Annotated in this window: 13 protein-coding genes and 1 tRNA gene; 11 read left to right on the top strand and 3 right to left on the bottom strand. The window is 69.6% G+C overall.

Annotated elements, in window-relative coordinates; genetic code table 11:
• Nucleotides 1-98 precede the first annotated feature (98 nt).
• From HMPREF0321_RS11120 to HMPREF0321_RS11110, 3 genes are all read left to right on the top strand, one after another.
• Nucleotides 99-743 (top strand): 3-oxoacid CoA-transferase subunit B, encoded by a 645-nt coding sequence (locus tag HMPREF0321_RS11120; protein ID WP_040014912.1) that lies wholly within the window; start codon nt 99-101, stop codon nt 741-743.
• Nucleotides 744-968: 225 nt separating this feature from the next.
• Nucleotides 969-1,328 (top strand): hypothetical protein, encoded by a 360-nt coding sequence (locus tag HMPREF0321_RS11115; protein ID WP_006946486.1) that lies wholly within the window; start codon nt 969-971, stop codon nt 1,326-1,328.
• A 205-nt stretch (nt 1,329-1,533) separates the two neighbouring features.
• Nucleotides 1,534-1,609: transfer RNA gene (locus HMPREF0321_RS11110), tRNA-Lys, on the top strand.
• Nucleotides 1,610-1,733: 124 nt separating this feature from the next.
• On the opposite strand, the gene HMPREF0321_RS14995 is transcribed toward HMPREF0321_RS11110, so the two are convergent.
• Complete coding sequence (locus HMPREF0321_RS14995; RefSeq protein ID WP_006946423.1) at nt 1,734-2,396, bottom strand: lytic transglycosylase domain-containing protein; 663 nt, start codon at nt 2,394-2,396, stop codon at nt 1,734-1,736.
• Between the two features lie 459 nt (nt 2,397-2,855).
• Between HMPREF0321_RS14995 and HMPREF0321_RS17105 the strand changes: the two genes are divergently transcribed.
• The 8 genes from HMPREF0321_RS17105 (at nt 2,856) to HMPREF0321_RS11070 (ending at nt 14,147) form a co-directional block, all read left to right on the top strand.
• Complete coding sequence (locus tag HMPREF0321_RS17105; RefSeq protein ID WP_231729542.1) at nt 2,856-3,050, top strand: hypothetical protein; 195 nt, start codon at nt 2,856-2,858, stop codon at nt 3,048-3,050.
• Nucleotides 3,051-3,098: 48 nt separating this feature from the next.
• Nucleotides 3,099-3,566 (top strand): SDR family NAD(P)-dependent oxidoreductase, encoded by a 468-nt coding sequence (locus tag HMPREF0321_RS11100; RefSeq protein ID WP_006946422.1) that lies wholly within the window; start codon nt 3,099-3,101, stop codon nt 3,564-3,566.
• A 107-nt stretch (nt 3,567-3,673) separates the two neighbouring features.
• Nucleotides 3,674-4,225: a hypothetical protein gene (locus HMPREF0321_RS11095; RefSeq protein ID WP_006946436.1), complete on the top strand. Its 552-nt coding sequence runs from the start codon at nt 3,674-3,676 to the stop codon at nt 4,223-4,225.
• 87 nt (nt 4,226-4,312) lie between these two features.
• The gene (locus HMPREF0321_RS11090) at nt 4,313-7,060 is read left to right on the top strand and encodes an RNA helicase (protein WP_006946439.1); all 2,748 of its coding nucleotides are present in this window, start codon (nt 4,313-4,315) and stop codon (nt 7,058-7,060) included.
• Between the two features lie 238 nt (nt 7,061-7,298).
• Complete coding sequence (locus HMPREF0321_RS11085) at nt 7,299-8,729, top strand: amino acid permease (protein WP_006946461.1); 1,431 nt, start codon at nt 7,299-7,301, stop codon at nt 8,727-8,729.
• Between the two features lie 89 nt (nt 8,730-8,818).
• Nucleotides 8,819-11,506, top strand: coding sequence for a malto-oligosyltrehalose synthase (gene treY, locus HMPREF0321_RS11080; RefSeq protein ID WP_006946480.1), 2,688 nt, complete (start codon nt 8,819-8,821; stop codon nt 11,504-11,506).
• The gene (gene treZ, locus HMPREF0321_RS11075) at nt 11,503-13,356 is read left to right on the top strand and encodes a malto-oligosyltrehalose trehalohydrolase (RefSeq protein WP_006946412.1); all 1,854 of its coding nucleotides are present in this window, start codon (nt 11,503-11,505) and stop codon (nt 13,354-13,356) included. The genes treY and treZ overlap by 4 nt, the downstream gene beginning before the upstream one ends.
• A 164-nt stretch (nt 13,357-13,520) precedes the next feature.
• Complete coding sequence (locus HMPREF0321_RS11070; RefSeq protein ID WP_006946442.1) at nt 13,521-14,147, top strand: hypothetical protein; 627 nt, start codon at nt 13,521-13,523, stop codon at nt 14,145-14,147.
• A gap of 396 nt (nt 14,148-14,543) precedes the next feature.
• Here the strand turns inward: HMPREF0321_RS11070 and HMPREF0321_RS11065 are convergent, their stop codons facing one another.
• Nucleotides 14,544-14,810, bottom strand: coding sequence for a hypothetical protein (locus HMPREF0321_RS11065; protein ID WP_062258103.1), 267 nt, complete (start codon nt 14,808-14,810; stop codon nt 14,544-14,546).
• Nucleotides 14,811-15,259: 449 nt separating this feature from the next.
• Complete coding sequence (gene pstB, locus HMPREF0321_RS11060) at nt 15,260-16,036, bottom strand: phosphate ABC transporter ATP-binding protein PstB (protein ID WP_006946474.1); 777 nt, start codon at nt 16,034-16,036, stop codon at nt 15,260-15,262.
• Between the last annotated feature and the right edge of the window lie 37 nt (nt 16,037-16,073).

The following is a 16,073-nucleotide window of genomic DNA, read 5'->3' as shown; positions in this document are numbered from 1 at the left end:
ACGGAGGGTGACTGAGATGGATGGGCGACTGTTCGGGGGGCGTGCGTTCGACCGAGAGTGCGAGAAGCGCACGACCCGCGAGACGGAGGGTGACTGACATGGCCTGGACGCGAGAGCAGATGGCGGCGCGTGCTGCGGCGGAGCTGCAGGACGGCGATTACGTCAACCTGGGCATCGGGTTGCCGACGCTCGTGCCGAACTACGTGGCGGACTACGTCGAACTCGTCCTGCAGTCGGAGAACGGGCTGCTGGGGGTGGGCGCGTATCCGAGCGAGGGCGCCGTCGATCCCGACCTCATCAATGCGGGCAAGGAGACGGTGACGCTGCGGCGCGGGGCCTCGACGTTCGACTCGGCGATGTCTTTCGGCATGATCCGGGGCGGCAAGGTCGATGCGGCCATCCTCGGTGCCATGCAGGTGTCGGCGGACGGTGACATCGCGAACTGGATGATCCCGGGCAAGATGGTCAAGGGCATGGGTGGCGCGATGGATCTCGTGCACGGCGCGAAGAAGGTCATCGTCCTCATGGAGCACTGCGCGAAGGACGGATCGCCCAAGATCCTGCCCGCGTGCACCCTGCCGATCACGGGGCTCGGTGTCGTCGAGCGCATCATCACCGACTTCGCCGTCATCGACGTGATGCCCGACGGTCTCGTCGTCACCGAGCTCGCACCGGACGTGACGTTCGCCGAGCTCGAGTCGAGGACGGGCGTGCCGCTGACGGCGGCGGCATCGCTGGGCTGAGGCAGCCATTCGGGCGCCGTGGGTGATCGACGGCGCTCCGGGCGCGCGCGGCGTGAGCTCGGGGCGTCGTCGGAGACCGATGACACCCCGAGCTCCAGCGCGGCCCCGGGACGACGCGGCGATCGATGGCGACCCGGGGGATGCCCAGTGTGACCTCGGGTGGCCCCTGGGGTGTTCCATAGTGCAACAACGCAGTAGCGTGGCAGTGAGGAAAGGTGGTGCGTCATGGGGACGTGGAACTACGTGGTGAACGAGAAGTTCACCGAGGAGTACGGCGAGGGTTCGCTCGGCCGGTTCGCGGACATGCTCGGCGACGTCGCCGGGCGAGTGCGGCCGGGCGATCGTGACGGCGCGATGGAGCTGCTCGACGCAGGCTTCGAGCGTCTGGGCATGAACATGCCGAAGCTCACGCGTGACCAGCTCGCCGAGAACCTGACGATGGCGGAGCACAGCACTGCCGTCATCAGCGATGACTCCGGTCGCATCATCGCCGAGCACGCGCTGCCGGGTGCGGTGACCAGCACCGACGAGGAGCGGCGCACGCACGTCGAGCCCGAGGACGGCGACCGCCCGGCCTACAGCTGAGCCGCCGCTCGCCCCGTTCGTCGGCACCCGCTCGCAAGGCTCGCCCCGCCCGGTTCGTCGTGACGCGTCGGGCGGGGCTAGGCTGTTTCGCGCTGCACGGTGGCCGTGAGAGAGTCGACGATCGTGAGTCGGACGACTCGTCACGATGCTCCTCTGGCGCATCGAGCCCGGTGCAAGGATCTGGGTGCCAGGAGCCGAGCAGCAAGGGCCTTTAGCTCAATTGGCAGAGCTGCGGACTTTTAATCCGTAGGTTGTGGGTTCGAGCCCCACAGGGCCCACCACTCGTCGGCGCGACGAATGTGGACGAAAATCGCCGTTGTGCCAGGTCCCGACGGGCCCGCCCCTACTGCGATCGCCGTCTACATCTGCGATTTTCGTCCACATTCGGTCCAGCAGACACGCGGGTCATGACGCAGGTCGCGTCGCTCCACTCCTCGCGGCCCCGCCCATCGACGCACCACTCGTCGGCGGCAGGGGGTTGGCGTACTTGCCCATCGCGTGGGCGATGGCGTCGACGTAGTGTTCCGTCTCCGCGAACGGCGGGACGCCCTGGTACTTCGTCACGTTGCCGAAGCCTGCGTTGTAGCCGGCGAGCGCGAGGCGCATGGGGTTGTCGGCGATGCCTGAACGTTCGGCCCGCTGCTTCAGCTCACGCATCAAACGCCCCTGTGCGGCGATGGCGTCGGCGGGGTCGAACGGGTCGCCCTTGCCGTGGCTGGCCCACGCATCGGGCGTGAACTGGGCGAGCCCCTTGGCGTTCGCGTGCGAGACGGCCTTCGGGTTCCACTTCGACTCGACCTCGAGCTGCGCAGCGAGCACAGCGCCGGGCACGCCCGATTCGCGTGACGCCGCCGCGACGAGCGGCCCCCAGCCGTTCGGCACCTTCGACTCGTCCAGCGCGCCGAGGGGCGCGTCGAACGACGGGACGGACTGCGGGTCCGAGCGTGTCGACGTCATGAGCAGCAGCAATCCCGCGCAAAGCGCGACGACGAGGCACGTCACGACGATGCGCCCACGCCGCGTCAGACGGATGGGCGCGGACGATGACGCGGCGCGTCGTGGGGTCATGATCTTCTCGTTCGCTCTCGTCTTGCGCGTCTTGACGTCCGACTCTCGGCCGAACCCGGCTGCTTGCCCGCTGCTGCCTCACACGCTGCCGAACGATCAGGGGGGGCGTAGAACCCTGTCGATGTAGGCATCCCCGCCGCAAGGCCGGGGTGGCGGGCCGCTCCAGTCTGACAGGCTGGCGGCGCCCGTCTCCGCTGCCACGCTCGGACGCGTCCCGGATCGACGATCCGAGGGCCTGACGACGACGCGTCGCTGCAACGTCGCACACCCGTCGACAGATGGTCGCAGCCCCCAGACGACGGGCAGCCCTGACAAATCGACGAACACATGAACGTCTGCCCCGACCTCATCCACGCGCCTCGTCGAGGTGACACGATCGAAGGGGGCGATGAGTAGCCCTCCTGTTCGATCGACACCGAACCCTCGGGCGCCGTGGGCGCCTCAGATCTGGAGAAGACGATGACGAACACCCCGATCACCGCCGCCCGCACGATCGGTGAATGGCTTGAGCACCCGACGGGCGGACCGGCGATCCGCGAGATGCTGGCCGCGTCCGGCACCGACGAGAAAGCGCTCGGGCCGGCCCTGACGATGCCGCTGCAGCAGCTCGTCGCATTGAGCGCGGGGCAGATGCCGCAGCCAGTCGTCGACTGATCTCGTGCGCTCCGCGAACGGTGGGGAGCTGCCGGAGGCGTCCGGGTTGTGGGTCGAACGCATCACGCCGGGCCGCTTCGACGGGCAGAGCGTCGTCATCACCGGTGCCGCGGCGGCATCGGTCTGGCCTGTGCGCAGCGGGTCGTCGCGGAGGGTGGGCGCGTCATCGCGGTCGACATCGACGGCGCCAAGCTGACGGCGGCCCGCGACGCGATGGGGCAGGAGCGCTTCGTCCCGCTCGCCCTCGACCTCACGGCACCCGGCGCCGCGCAGCAGGTGGGCGCCGCGGATGGCCCGATCGACGCACTCGCACCGGGTGGTGTCGCGACCGGCATTCCGATGCAGGGCACGATGTCGGAATTCGGCGAGCCGCGTCTCGCGCCGGCGCGTGTCATCATGCCGGGCATCGCGGACGCGGCGCAGCTGGCCGCCTCGATCACCTTCCTGTTGAGCGACGACTCGACCAACATCAACGGCGCGGTGCTCACCTCGGACGGCGGGTGGTCGGCCGCCTGAGCCTCAGGGGCTCGGATTCGGCGGAATTCCGGGGTTGTCGGCGTGATGTGGTTGGGTTGTTCTCGACGAGGAGAACCCGACCACACCGACGCCGAGGAGGCGCCCCGATGGTGAACGACACCCCCGCAGCATCCGACGACCGCTCGAACGGCACGTGGCGCGACGTCGCGTCACCGCAGGCCCAGGCCGACCTCGACGAACTGCTCTCCGCAGCGCTCGGCGCGGCGATGGAGCACCTCGAGAAGAACGGCGAGTTCTACCCTTTCGCGATGTCGGTCGACGGCGAACCGACGATCGACTCCGCTGGTGAGCCGACGGCCGCGAGCAACCAGGCCGTCGCGCCGGACGTCGACATCGTCTTCGCCGACCCCGCCGCGCTGGGCGAGCAGCCCGAGCCCGAAGCGGTGCTGGCCGAGCTGCGCCGCGTCCTCGCGGTGCGCGCCGAGAACGAGAACCGCACGGTCGCGCAGCGCGCGACGGCCATCGTCCTGTACGTCGTCGTGCCCGAGTTCGGTGACGCGGTGCGCGTCGACCTCGAGCACGCCGAGGGTGTGCAGCTCATGGTGCTTGCGCCCGTCAAGGGCAAGGGCAAGTCGCGCAAGCGCACCTTCGAGTACGGCGACCTGCGGCTGTTGCCGGGCCAGCGCCACATCTGGTGAGCAGCGCCCTCGACCTCGTCCGCGATCCCGCACGACGACTTCGCGCAGCGGGATGCCCCGTCGACCACACCGAGCAGCAAGGCTGACATGACGAACGAATCGCCCGACGACGCCGCGGCCGGCGCCGTCGAGACCGTCCACCCCGGCGCGCAGGACGTCGCGGGCGACTTCGCCGCGTCCGCGGATGCCGCTGCGCGGGAGGCGAACCCGCGCGTCAAGACGCTGACGCAGCGGTTGCCGAAGACGTTTGACGCCGACCGCATCTATGAGGAGTTCACCGCCTGGGCGGGCGATCGTGGCCTCAGCCTCTATCCGCACCAGGAAGAGGCCATCATCGAGGTGCTCGACGGCAAGAACGTCATCCTCGCGACGCCCACGGGCTCGGGTAAGTCGATGGTCGCGACGGCGGCGCACTTCGCGGCGCTCGCGGGCGACCGGGTGAGCTTCTACACCGCGCCGATCAAGGCTCTCGTGAGTGAGAAGTTCTTCGCGCTGTGCGAGATCTTCGGTGCCGAGCACGTCGGCATGCTGACGGGCGATGCCTCCGTCAACGCCGACGCGCCCATCATCTGCTGCACCGCGGAGATCCTCGCCAACATCGCCTTGCGCGAGGGCAAGGACGCCGACGTCGGCCTCGTCATCATGGACGAGTTCCACTTCTACTCCGAGGGTGATCGCGGCTGGGCGTGGCAGGTGCCGCTGCTCGAACTGCCGCAGGCGCAGTTCCTGCTCATGTCCGCGACGCTCGGTGACGTGCGCCGTTTCGAGGAGGACATGACGCGTCGCACCGGCCGCGCCTCCGTCACCGTCGCGGGGGCCGAGCGCCCCGTGCCGCTCAGCTATCACTGGTCGACGACACCACTCAACGAGACGATTGAGGAACTGCTCGAGACGCGTCAGGCGCCCGTCTACGTCGTGTTCTTCACGCAGGCCCAGGCGCTGGAGAACGCTCAGGCGCTCATGTCGCTCAAGGTCGCCTCCCGTGAGGATCGCGACAGGATCGCCGAGATGATCGGCGACTTCCGCTTCTCCACCGGCTTCGGCAAGACGCTCTCACGACTCATCCGTCACGGCATCGGTGTGCACCACGCCGGCATGCTGCCGAAGTACCGCCGCCTGGTCGAGACGCTCGCGCAGGCCGGTCTGCTCAAGGTCATCTGCGGCACCGACACGCTCGGCGTGGGCATCAACGTGCCGATCCGCACCGTCGTGCTGTCTGGCCTGACGAAGTTCGACGGCACCCGCCAGCGCATGCTCAAGTCGCGCGAGTTCCACCAGATCGCCGGGCGGGCCGGCCGTGCGGGGTTCGACACGAGCGGCACCGTCGTCGTGCAGGCGCCCGAGCACGTCATCGAGAACACGCGCAACATCGCGAAGGCCGGTGACGACCCGAAGAAGCTCAAGAAGGTGCAGCGCAAGAAGCCGCCGGAGGGTTTCATCAACTGGAGTGAGGAGAGCTTCGAGCGCATCGTCGCGAGCGAGCCCGAAGCGCTCGTCAGTCGCATGCGCATCACGCACTCGATGCTGCTCAACCTCATCGCCCGCGACGGCGACCCGTTCGTCGCCGTGCGCGATCTCGTGCGCGACAACCACGAGGATCGCAAGGGGCAGGCGAAGCTCGCTCGCCGCGCGATCGGCCTCTACCGCGAGATGCTGGCCGCCGGCGTCGTCCGGCGACTCGACGAACCGCAGGCCGACGGGCGCCAGGTCGACCTCATGGTCGACCTGCAGGACAACTTCGCGCTCAACCAGCCGCTCGCACCGTTCGCCCTCGCCGTCCTCGACATGCTGAGTCCCGACGACGACGCCCCCGCCCGCGGTGACGCGCCGGAGGTCGACACCTCGACGAACGAGGGCGCACGCGCCGCGGCGCGCACGAACGCGCAGGACTACGCGGTCGACGTCGTCAGTGTCATCGAGTCGATCCTCGACGACCCTCGCCCGGTGCTCATGGCGCAGCAGCACAAGGCGCGCGGCGTGGCGATCGCCGAGATGAAGGCCGACGGCATCGAGTACGACGAGCGCATGGAGCGCCTCGAGGACGTGACGTGGCCGAAGCCGCTCTCCGACCTGCTCGACGCGGCGTTCGAGACGTACGCGCAGAGCCAGCCGATGGTGCGCATGTACGAACTGTCACCCAAGTCCGTCGTGCGCGAGATGTACGAGAATGCCTGGGGCTTCGGCGATCTCATCCGCTTCTACGACCTCGCGCGCAGCGAGGGCGTCGTCCTGCGCTACCTCACCGACGCGTACCGCACCCTGCGTCAGAGCGTGCCCGAGTCGAAGAAGAACGAGGAACTCGCCGACCTCATCGAGTGGCTCGGGGAGGTCATCCGTCAGACCGACTCGAGCCTGCTCGACGAGTGGGAGGCCCTGACGCACCCGGGTGACGCGCCGGTGCAGCAGGAGACGGTGCTGAAGCAGCGTCCCCTCACGGCCAACCCGCGCGCGATGAAAGTCGCCATCCGCAAGGCGATGTTCAAGCGCGTCGAGCTCGCAGCGCGCGACGACGTCGACGGCCTCGCCGCGCTCGACGCCGCCGTCGCGGCGACGACCGACCCGCCGACCGAGATCGTCATGGATGCCGACGCGTGGGATGCCGACCTCGGCGCCTACTACGACGAGCATGACGAGATCCTCCTCGACGCGGACGCCCGCGGGCCGAAGATGCTGCGCATCACCGAGCAGCCCGACAAATGGGAGATCCGCCAGGTCATCCACGACCCCGATGACGACAACGACTGGGGGATCGACGCGGAGGTCGACCTCGCCGCCTCCGACGAGGCGGGTGTCCCGCTCGTCGTCGTGGTCGGCCTCAACCGCCTCGGGGGCTGACGCGTGTCCGCGACGAGCGGCGGTCATCGAGAGCCGCATACCGGCCAAGGACGAAGAGCAGCCGAGCCAATCTTGTGAGCACGGGGAGCCCCTGACGACGAACACCGAACGCACGGGCTCGGGTCGAGCACGTACCCTGACCCGGTTGTCGGCCGGCGCGGTGTCGCACGAGCGTGCCCAGCGCGACGCTTTCAATGAGACAGCCACGCCTCACCCCAGCTCGTCGAAGGAGAACACGGTGGATCAGCAGGTCGGCGCCCACGCGGTCGAGGGCTCGGCGAGCACGGACGCCCCGGCGAGCTCAGAGGGTTCGAGTGGCCTGACGCGCAGCCTCGGGCATCGCACCATGCTGATGATCGGTCTCGGTTCGGCGCTCGGCACGGGCCTGTTCTTCGGTTCCGGCGCGGCGATCGGGGTGGCCGGCCCGGCGGCCGTCGTCAGCTATGCGCTGGGCGCGCTGCTCATCGCCGTCATCGGCCTCGCCATGGCGGAGATGGCGACCGCCCGCCCCGAGCCGGGCAGCTTCGGCGCCGCCGCGGGGCGTTACCTCGGGGAGTGGGCCGGCTACGTCTCTCGCTGGTGCTACTGGGCGGCGAGCGTCATCGCGCTCGGCGGCGAGGTCGTCGCGGCCGGCGCATATCTGCAGTACTGGTGGCCGCAGACGTCGCTCTCCGTGTTCGTCGCCCTCGTGGCGCTCGCGATCATCGTCATCAACCTGCTCTCCGTGCGCGCGTTCGGCCGCGCCGAGGTCGTCTTCTCCACGCTCAAGGTGACGGCTCTCGTCGCGTTCATCCTCGTCGCGCTCGTCCTCGTGCTGTTCGGCGTGCCCGGCCATCCCGCCACCGGGTTCGCTCACCTCACCGACCACGGCGGGTTCATGCCCGGTGGTATGGAGTCGATCTGGTTGTCGATGTCGATCGTGATGTTCGCCTTCGTCGGCGTCGAGGTCGTGCCGATCACCGCGGCCGAGGCCGACGACCCGCGCCGCAGCGTCCGCACCGCGATGCGCGCCCTCGTCGCCCGGCTGGGGTTGTTCTACGTCATCGCGGTGGGTCTCATCGTCACGCTCAACGCCTGGACCGACGTCGCGTCCGCGAAGGGCCTGACGGCGAGCCCGTTCGTCAAGGCGTTCGACGCCGTCGGGCTCCCGGCCGCCGCGGGCATCTTGAACGCCGTCATCCTCGTCGCCGCGCTGTCCACGGGCAACGCGCAGCTGTACGGCGCCGGTCGGCTCGTGCACTCGCTCGCCGTCGATCGTCTCGCACCACGATTCCTCGCCCGCACGACGTTGCGGGGAGTGCCGCTCGCGGCCACGCTCGTCTCGACGTTCGGCCTCGTCCTCGCGATCTACCTCGCACAGACGGGGGTTGCCGACATCTTCACCAAGCTCGCCTCCATCGCGATCTTCTCCGTCATGGTGACGTGGCTGCTCGCCCTCGCCAGCTTCATCGCGTTCAAGCGCCGCGGCGACGTCGATGGCAGCGTTCACCTGCCCGGCGGCAGTGTGACGGCGGCGCTCGGCGTCGTCGGCGTGCTCGCCGTGATGGCCACCGCGTTCGAGGTCGACGACATGCGTCAGGCGGCGCTTATCGGCAGTGGCTGGGTCCTCGTGCTGCTCGTCGCGTACCTCCTCACGCGGGCCGGGCGAGCCCGGGCCCGTACCTCCTGACGCCCCACCTCACCCCTGCGGTGGGATGCTGCGGCCCCGACTCGATTTTCCGCGCGAATGGTGGTGGGGTTGGAGGCATGAGCGCGCCCGTGACGTCCACCTATCGCTTCCAGCTGCACGCCGACTTCCCGTTCGACGCTGCCCGCGCGCAGTTGCCGTACCTGAAGAAGCTCGGCATCTCGCACGCCTACTGCTCGCCGATCCTCACCGCCGTCCCCGGTTCGGTCCACGGCTATGACGTGCTCGACCACACCCGTGTCAACCCGGAGCTGGGCGGACGCGAAGCGTTCGAGCGGTTCGCCGACGCCGCGCACGAGCTGGGGCTCGGTGTCGTCGTCGACGTCGTGCCGAACCACATGGCGTTCGTCGCGCCCGAGTCGAGCAACGCGCCGCTGTGGGCGCTGCTGGCAGGGGGGAAGGACGCCTCGACGGCGCATTGGTTCGACGTCGATTGGGACGCGCTCGACGGCGCGCTCGGCGTCCCGATCCTCGGCAAGCCGCTCGACGAGGAGATCGCGGACGGCTCGATCACGCTCGACCGCAGCGGTGACGAACCCGTCATCCGCTACTACGAACACGTCTTCCCCGTCGCCGACGGTTCCCTCGACGGCATCGGCGAGGCGCCGCAGGGCGACGAACTCGCCCGGCTTCTCGAGCGTCAGCACTACCGGCTCGCGTTCTGGCGCGATCGTGACGCGGTGCTCAACTATCGTCGCTTCTTCGAGGTCAACGAGCTCATCGCCGTGCGCGTCGAGACCGACGACGTCTTCGACGCGACGCACGCGCTGCTGCTCGAACTGCATCACGCCGGCCACATCGACGGCTTCCGCATCGACCACCCGGACGGACTGGCCGACCCGGCCGGATACCTCGCGCGACTGACGCAGGAGTGCCGCAGGGGCACGCCGATCTGGGTCGAGAAGATCCTCGAACCGGGCGAGCAACTACCGAGCGACTGGGCATGCGCGGGCACGACGGGTTACGACGCGATGGCCGTCATCACCGCCGCGCTGGCCGATGACGCCGCCGCCCCGACGATCGACGCCTGCTGGCAGCGTGCGCTCGGTGACGGCGACGCCCGCGACGTCGAGGTTGCGACGCGCGAGGCGAAGCGCTTCGTCGTCGAGAACGGTCTCGTGCCGGAGGTCGAGCGGCTGACGCGTCGCGCCGCCGAGGTGCGCCCCGACCTGCAGCGCGAAGCACTGCGTGCCGCGATCGTCGAGCTGCTCGTCGCGGCGCCCGTCTACCGCGCCTACCTCGTCCCGGGCGCCCGCATGGCACCGGAGTCGAAGCACCACCTCGACGAGGCGCTCGAGGCCGCGCGCGAGGCCCGCCCCGATCTGGCCGACGAGCTCGATGCTCTCAAGCGCATCGCGCTCGTGCGTCCGCACGCCGGGGCCGACGAGTTCGACGACATCGAGCCGGCCGCGTCCGACTTCGCGGTGCGTCTGCAGCAGACATGGGGCCCGGTCATGGCGAAGTCGATCGAGGACACCCTCTTCTACCGGTGGCACGCGTTGACCGCCCTCAACGAGGTCGGCGGCGACGTCGACGTCCTCGTGGACGCCGGCGCGCACCGTCTGAACGCCTGGGCGCAGCACAACGCCGAATACTGGCCGCGCACGATGACGACGCTGTCGACGCACGACACGAAGCGCAGCGAGGACGTTCGCGCGGCGTTGCTCGCGATCGCCGGTGACGACGAGGCGTGGACGGCGTGCAGCGACGCCGCGTTCGCGCTCGCCGACGCGATGGGCGTCGACCGGCCCGCGGCGGCGCTGGCGTGGCAGACCATCGCTGGATTCTCCACCGCCTACGGCCCGTTCGACACCACCGATGCTGACGGCGCCGCACCCGACGCCGTCCACGGGCGGCGCGATCTCGGCATCGACGCGGATCGCCTGAGCGAGTACCTGACGAAGGCGCTGCGCGAGGCGAAGGTCTACACGGCCTGGACCGACGGCGACGAGGCGTACGAGAAGCAGGTGCTCGCCTTCGCCACCGCTGTCCTCGAGGCTGACGACGCCGCCGCCCCTCGAACGGGGGAGAGCGCTGCATCGGCGCCGGCCGCCGAGACGCTCGCCGTGGATCTACGCCGCAGCCTCCTCGACGCGCGTCGACGGAACGCCGAGGCGATCACGCTGACCGGGCACACGCAGAAGGTGCTCGAGCTGTTCCTTCCGGGCATCCCCGACACCTACCAGGGCTCGGAACGTCCGACGCTCAGCCTCGTCGACCCCGACAACCGTCGCCCGGTCGACTACGGCGAACTCGAGCAGCTCCTCGACGTCGGGGGCTCGCGTCCGCGCCTCGTGCAGCGTTGCCTCGCCGCGGACGTCCATGCGCCGGCGAACCCGGGGTCGGGTTACGAACCGCTCGAATCCGACAGCGAGTTCCTCGTCGCGTTCGAGAGGACGGTGCCGGCAGCGTCCGTGGTGCGCCGTCAGATCGCCGAGGCCGGGCGTCTCGTCGAGGCCGCGGGGCGTCAGGTGAGCAAGTTGGTCAAGCGCGCCCAGGGCGGCGAGCAGACTGACGCACCGACGCCCGCCGAGGCGGACGCGACTCCGCTCGCCGTCGCCGTCATCGGGGTGCGCGCTGCATCCCGGGCACTGCGCACGGGCGCGCTGGCCGATGCCCACGTCAGCCTGCCTGCCGGAGAGTGGCGGCACGCCTTCACCGGCGAACGCCTCACCATCACCGACGCGCCGGTCGCGTTCGGCGATCTCGGTGACCACGAGTTCGGCCACGTCCACGTCCTCGTTCAGGAGAAGCGATGAACACCTACTCCTCGCCCGGTTTTCACGGCGCGACCCAGACGATCTCGGTGTGGGCGCCGGCCGCCGAGCGCATGGTGCACCTCGTCGCGGACGGCGTGAAGGCGCCCATGAAGGCCGGCGAGAACGGCTGGTGGCATTCGCCCGAGCCGGTGCGCGTCGGCAGCGAGTACGCCTTCAGCATCGACGGCGGCGACCCGCGCCCCGACCCGCGTTCGCTGCTGCAGCCCGAGGGCATCCACGGCCCCAGCGAGGTCGTCGACCTCGCGGCCCACGACTGGCAGGACGACGGTTGGCGCGGCCACCACGCGGACGCGGCCTCGCACGACGACGCGATGCGCGGCGCGGTCTTCTACGAGCTACACATCGGCACGTTCACCGAATCCGGGACGTTCGACTCGGCCATCGAACGGCTCGATCACCTCGTGACGCTCGGGGTGACACACGTCGAGATCCTGCCGGTGAACGGCGTTCCGGGAGAGCGAAACTGGGGCTATGACGGTGTCAACTGGTACGCGACGAGCGCCGCCTACGGCGGCCCGGCCGCCTTCCAGCGCTTCGTCGATGCGTGCCACGCGCGCGGCCTCGCCGTCTGCCTCGACGTCGTCTACAATCACCTCGGCCCGAGCGGCAACTACTTGCCCGAGTTCGGCCCCTACTTCAATGCGCTGCACCACACGCCGTGGGGCCCCGCCGTCAACCTCGACGGCCCGCAGAGTGACGAGGTGCGCCGCTTCATCATCGAGAACGCGCTCATGTGGTTCACCGAGTTCCACGTCGACGCGTTCCGCCTTGACGCCGTCCACGCGCTCGCCGACGACACGGCCGTCCACATCCTCGAAGAGCTCACGGCCGCACTGGAACTCGCCGCCGAGCAGACGGGGCGCAACGTGGTCGTCGTCGCCGAGTCCGACCGCAACGACCCGGCCACCGTCACGCCGCGTGCGCGCGAACCGCGCTCGGGTCAGCGCGGACTCGCAGTCGCCGACGGTGGCAGCGCCGGCCTCGGGCTGAGCGGGCAGTGGGCCGACGACATCCACCACACCCTGCACGTGCTGCTCACCGGCGAGACGCAGGGCTACTACGAGGACTTCGCGGCCCCCGCGGCCCTCGCCAAGATGTACGCGACGCCGTTCTTCCACGACGGCACGTACTCGAGCTTCCGCGAGCGCCGCCACGGCCGCCCCGTCGATCCCGAAGCGACGCCGGGTTGGCGCTTTGTCGCGTCTCTGCAGACGCACGATCAGGTCGGCAACCGCGCGACGGGCGAGCGCCTGTCGCAGCTCGTCGGCGTCGACCGGCTGGCCTGCGCGGCAGCGCTGCTGCTGACGTCGCCGTACACGCCGATGCTCTTCATGGGTGAGGAGTACGGTGCGCAGACCCCCTGGCAGTTCTTCACCGACCACGTCGACCCCGAGATCGCCGAGGGCACCTCACGCGGGCGCGCGGCCGAGTTCGCAGCCCACGGCTGGGGTGACGCGGTGCCCGACCCCCAGGAGGAGTCGACCTTCCGCAACTCGGTGCTGCGCTGGAGCGAGATCGACGACCCCGACGGCGAGCAGTCGCTCCTGCTCGACTGGTACCGCACCCTCATCAGGCTGCGCCGCGAGGTGCCCGACCTGTCCGACCCGACCCTCGGCACGAGCCGGGTCGAGGGTGACGGCCAGGGCCCGACGAGCGTCGTGACGGTGCACCGCGGCGACTGCCGCGTCGTCGTCAACCTCTCGGGCGAGGCGACGACGATCGACGCCGACCGTGTCATCGCCGCATGGCACATCGTCGACGAGCGCCCCGCCGACGGCGGGGGAGTGCGCGTCGTCATCCCGGCCGACGGGGTGGCCATCGTCCGCTGACCCGTAGCAGGGTCGTGCCGCCCGGTGCGACCCTGTGGAGTTCGCGGCGACGGCGTCCGGCGGATGTCTCGACGGCGCCCGGCGGAATGCCGCCCGCCCGCGCGTCGTTGACCCGATGACGCACTCGACGCCTCGTCGAGGCACCGAAGGAGCCAGCCGTACCCGTGACGCGTTCCCACCACAAGCCGTTGTTCTTCACCGACCGCGAGTTCCAGGCGTTCGAGGGAGCACCCGACCCCGCCGATGTCACCGCCATCGCGCACGAGAGCGCCGCCATCCTCGTCGGCGCCGGGCGCACCAACGCGGACCCGGAGGTGACGGCCCGGCTCATCGCGCTGACGGACGAGATCGGCTTGTCGACGCTCGCGCAGCTGTGGGCCGGGCGCCCCGCCGTCAGCCTGCCCGGCGTGCTGTGGCGCCTCTACACGCTGCGCGAATGGGTGCGCCGCGACGCTGTAGGCGCCGCGGGCGACTACAACGCCGGTATCCGGCACGCTCACGTCTCCCACGCCGTCGCGGGATCGGCCGACCCGAGCGGACCTGCCGAGATCAAGGCGCTCGCCGACCGCATCCTCGAGGGCGCCTACACCGGCGACTTCGCCGTCGCGCTCGAACGCGCCGCAGCCTTCTGTCGCGTCGTCGCCTCCGGCCGGGCCGAACGCGCCGAGCGTCACGACGGCCATGACGATGCCCTGGCCGCGCGCGAGGCGCTCAGCGCCGCACGGCTCGGCGACACAGCCCGTGACCTGACGAAGGCCGCCTCCGCCTGGCGCATCGGCAACCTTGACTGATCCGACCCGACTGACTCGACTCAGGTCATTCGACCCGGGCGGCCCGTCTCGAGCGGTGCATCTCGACCGGTTCATGGGTTGCGCTGTCTGGTCTCGACCGGTGGTGACGCCTCGCCAGGCGTCGCCGGCTCCGGGACGACACTGCACTGCGTGACGTTTCTCGCAGCCGCCGGGAATGCGAGGGCCGGTGATGTTCGTTAAGGTGGATGAGCACGCTGGGCCGCGGCAGCCCCGGGTCCCAAATTCAGCCGCTACGAGCGGCCTAGTGCCGAGAGGCGCTCCCGGTCCAGCGTGTCTCACATCTCTCGCGGCGCGGCCATCCCCTGCGCCGCTACCGCACCTCATCGCGAGCGGCGAAGCGCCGGGATGTATTGGCATTCGACCGTGCCGTGGTGGTCAGTGCGCCAGGAGGTAGTGCTCCGCCGCGTCGCGGCGGGCCTTCTCGCGGGCGCGACGCCCACCGCCCTTCCAGTCGCAGACGTGGCAGACGCCGTAGCTGAAGTTGCCGTCGTCGACGATTCCCGGGGTGTCCGAGAAGACGATCTCGTCAGGGGTCGGGTGAGCGCCGCGCGCGATCGCCTGCTTCTTGCGGTTCTTGAGCAGCGACTTGCGCGACCACGTTCCAATACGAGTTGCATCCTTCGGCACAAGCACAGTGTGCATGAAATCGGGAGGAACGGCCCCTGAAGCATTGAGTCGATTTGCCCGACCCCGGGCACGATGTTCAGCGCCGGCTCGCGCTATGCCGAAGAGGGTTGCGCCCCAGGGAAACTCGATCGGCACACGGTCATAGCCCCCGCTCATATGTGATGTGAGTCATTCTGCATCCCGACGTGCAGCGACGCCTGCAGCGCCTCCCAGCGTGAAGTCAGGTTGACGCCGCAGGAACGCTGCCCGGCAACGCAGGCGCCCCCCACCGTCACGACGGTGGGGGGCGCACAACGCACGATGGATCAGCAGTGCTTCTCGGGCTGAGCTCGGGGGCGCCTGCGGACCTCGCTTCGTTCGTGTCCTCGGCACCCTTTCGCTTTCACCTGACGGGCTCGGAGGGCCGCGCCGGGCCGGTGCTCGCTTCGCTGCGCCCCGGTCCTCACGGCCCTTTCGCCCGGCTGTCAGCCGAAGCGACCGGAGATGTAGTCCTCGGTCGCCCGCTGATCCGGGTTGCTGAACATCTTCTGCGTGTCGTTCATCTCGACGAGCATGCCGGGCTTGCCCGTCGCCTCGAGGTTGAAGAACGCCGTCCGGTCAGCCACACGCGCCGCCTGCTGCATGTTGTGCGTGACGATGACGATCGTGTAGTCCTTCTTCAGCTCCAGCATCAGATCCTCGATGGCGAGCGTCGAGATCGGGTCGAGAGCCGAGCACGGCTCGTCCATGAGGAGCACGTCCGGCGACACCGCGATGGCACGCGCGATGCACAGACGCTGCTGCTGACCGCCCGACAGGCCGGCACCCGGCTTGTCGAGGCGATCCTTGACCTCGTTCCACAGGTTCGCGCCACGCAGCGACTGCTCCGTCTTCTCGGCGAGCACCTTCTTGTCCTTCACGCCGTTGAGGCGCAGACCCGCGACGACGTTGTCACCGATCGACATCGTCGGGAACGGGTTGGGGCGCTGGAACACCATGCCGACGGTGCGGCGCACCGCCACCGGGTCGACGCCCGGCGCGTACAGGTCCTCGTCGTCGAGGAGCACCTGACCCTCGACGCGGCCGCCTGGGATGACCTCGTGCATGCGGTTGAGGGTGCGCAGGAACGTGGACTTGCCGCAGCCCGACGGGCCGATGAAGGCCGTGATCGAGCGGGGCTCGATCGTCATGGAGACATCGTTCACGGCGAGGAAGTCGCCGTAGTAGACGTTGAGGTTGTGAACGTCGATCCGCTTGCTCATTGAACTCGGGTTCCTTTACGAGTCGTATCCGCGCGAG

Origin of the sequence: Dermacoccus sp. Ellin185, from assembly GCF_000152185.1 — a bacterium.
Lineage (GTDB): Bacteria > Actinomycetota > Actinomycetes > Actinomycetales > Dermatophilaceae > Dermacoccus > Dermacoccus nishinomiyaensis.
This window is presented reverse-complemented; position numbering and strand designations above follow the sequence as displayed.

Excerpts from the sequence above, each read along its gene's own strand:
- HMPREF0321_RS11120 (WP_040014912.1), top strand. The coding sequence starts at position 99 with ATGGCCTGGACGCGAGAGCAGATGGCGGCGCGTGCTGCGGCGGAGCTG.
- HMPREF0321_RS11115 (WP_006946486.1), top strand. The coding sequence starts at position 969 with ATGGGGACGTGGAACTACGTGGTGAACGAGAAGTTCACCGAGGAGTAC.
- HMPREF0321_RS14995 (WP_006946423.1), bottom strand. The coding sequence starts at position 2,396 with ATGACCCCACGACGCGCCGCGTCATCGTCCGCGCCCATCCGTCTGACG.
- HMPREF0321_RS17105 (WP_231729542.1), top strand. The coding sequence starts at position 2,856 with ATGACGAACACCCCGATCACCGCCGCCCGCACGATCGGTGAATGGCTT.
- HMPREF0321_RS11095 (WP_006946436.1), top strand. The coding sequence starts at position 3,674 with ATGGTGAACGACACCCCCGCAGCATCCGACGACCGCTCGAACGGCACG.
- HMPREF0321_RS11090 (WP_006946439.1), top strand. The coding sequence starts at position 4,313 with ATGACGAACGAATCGCCCGACGACGCCGCGGCCGGCGCCGTCGAGACC.
- treZ (WP_006946412.1), top strand. The coding sequence starts at position 11,503 with ATGAACACCTACTCCTCGCCCGGTTTTCACGGCGCGACCCAGACGATC.
- HMPREF0321_RS11065 (WP_062258103.1), bottom strand. The coding sequence starts at position 14,810 with ATGCACACTGTGCTTGTGCCGAAGGATGCAACTCGTATTGGAACGTGG.
- pstB (WP_006946474.1), bottom strand. The coding sequence starts at position 16,036 with ATGAGCAAGCGGATCGACGTTCACAACCTCAACGTCTACTACGGCGAC.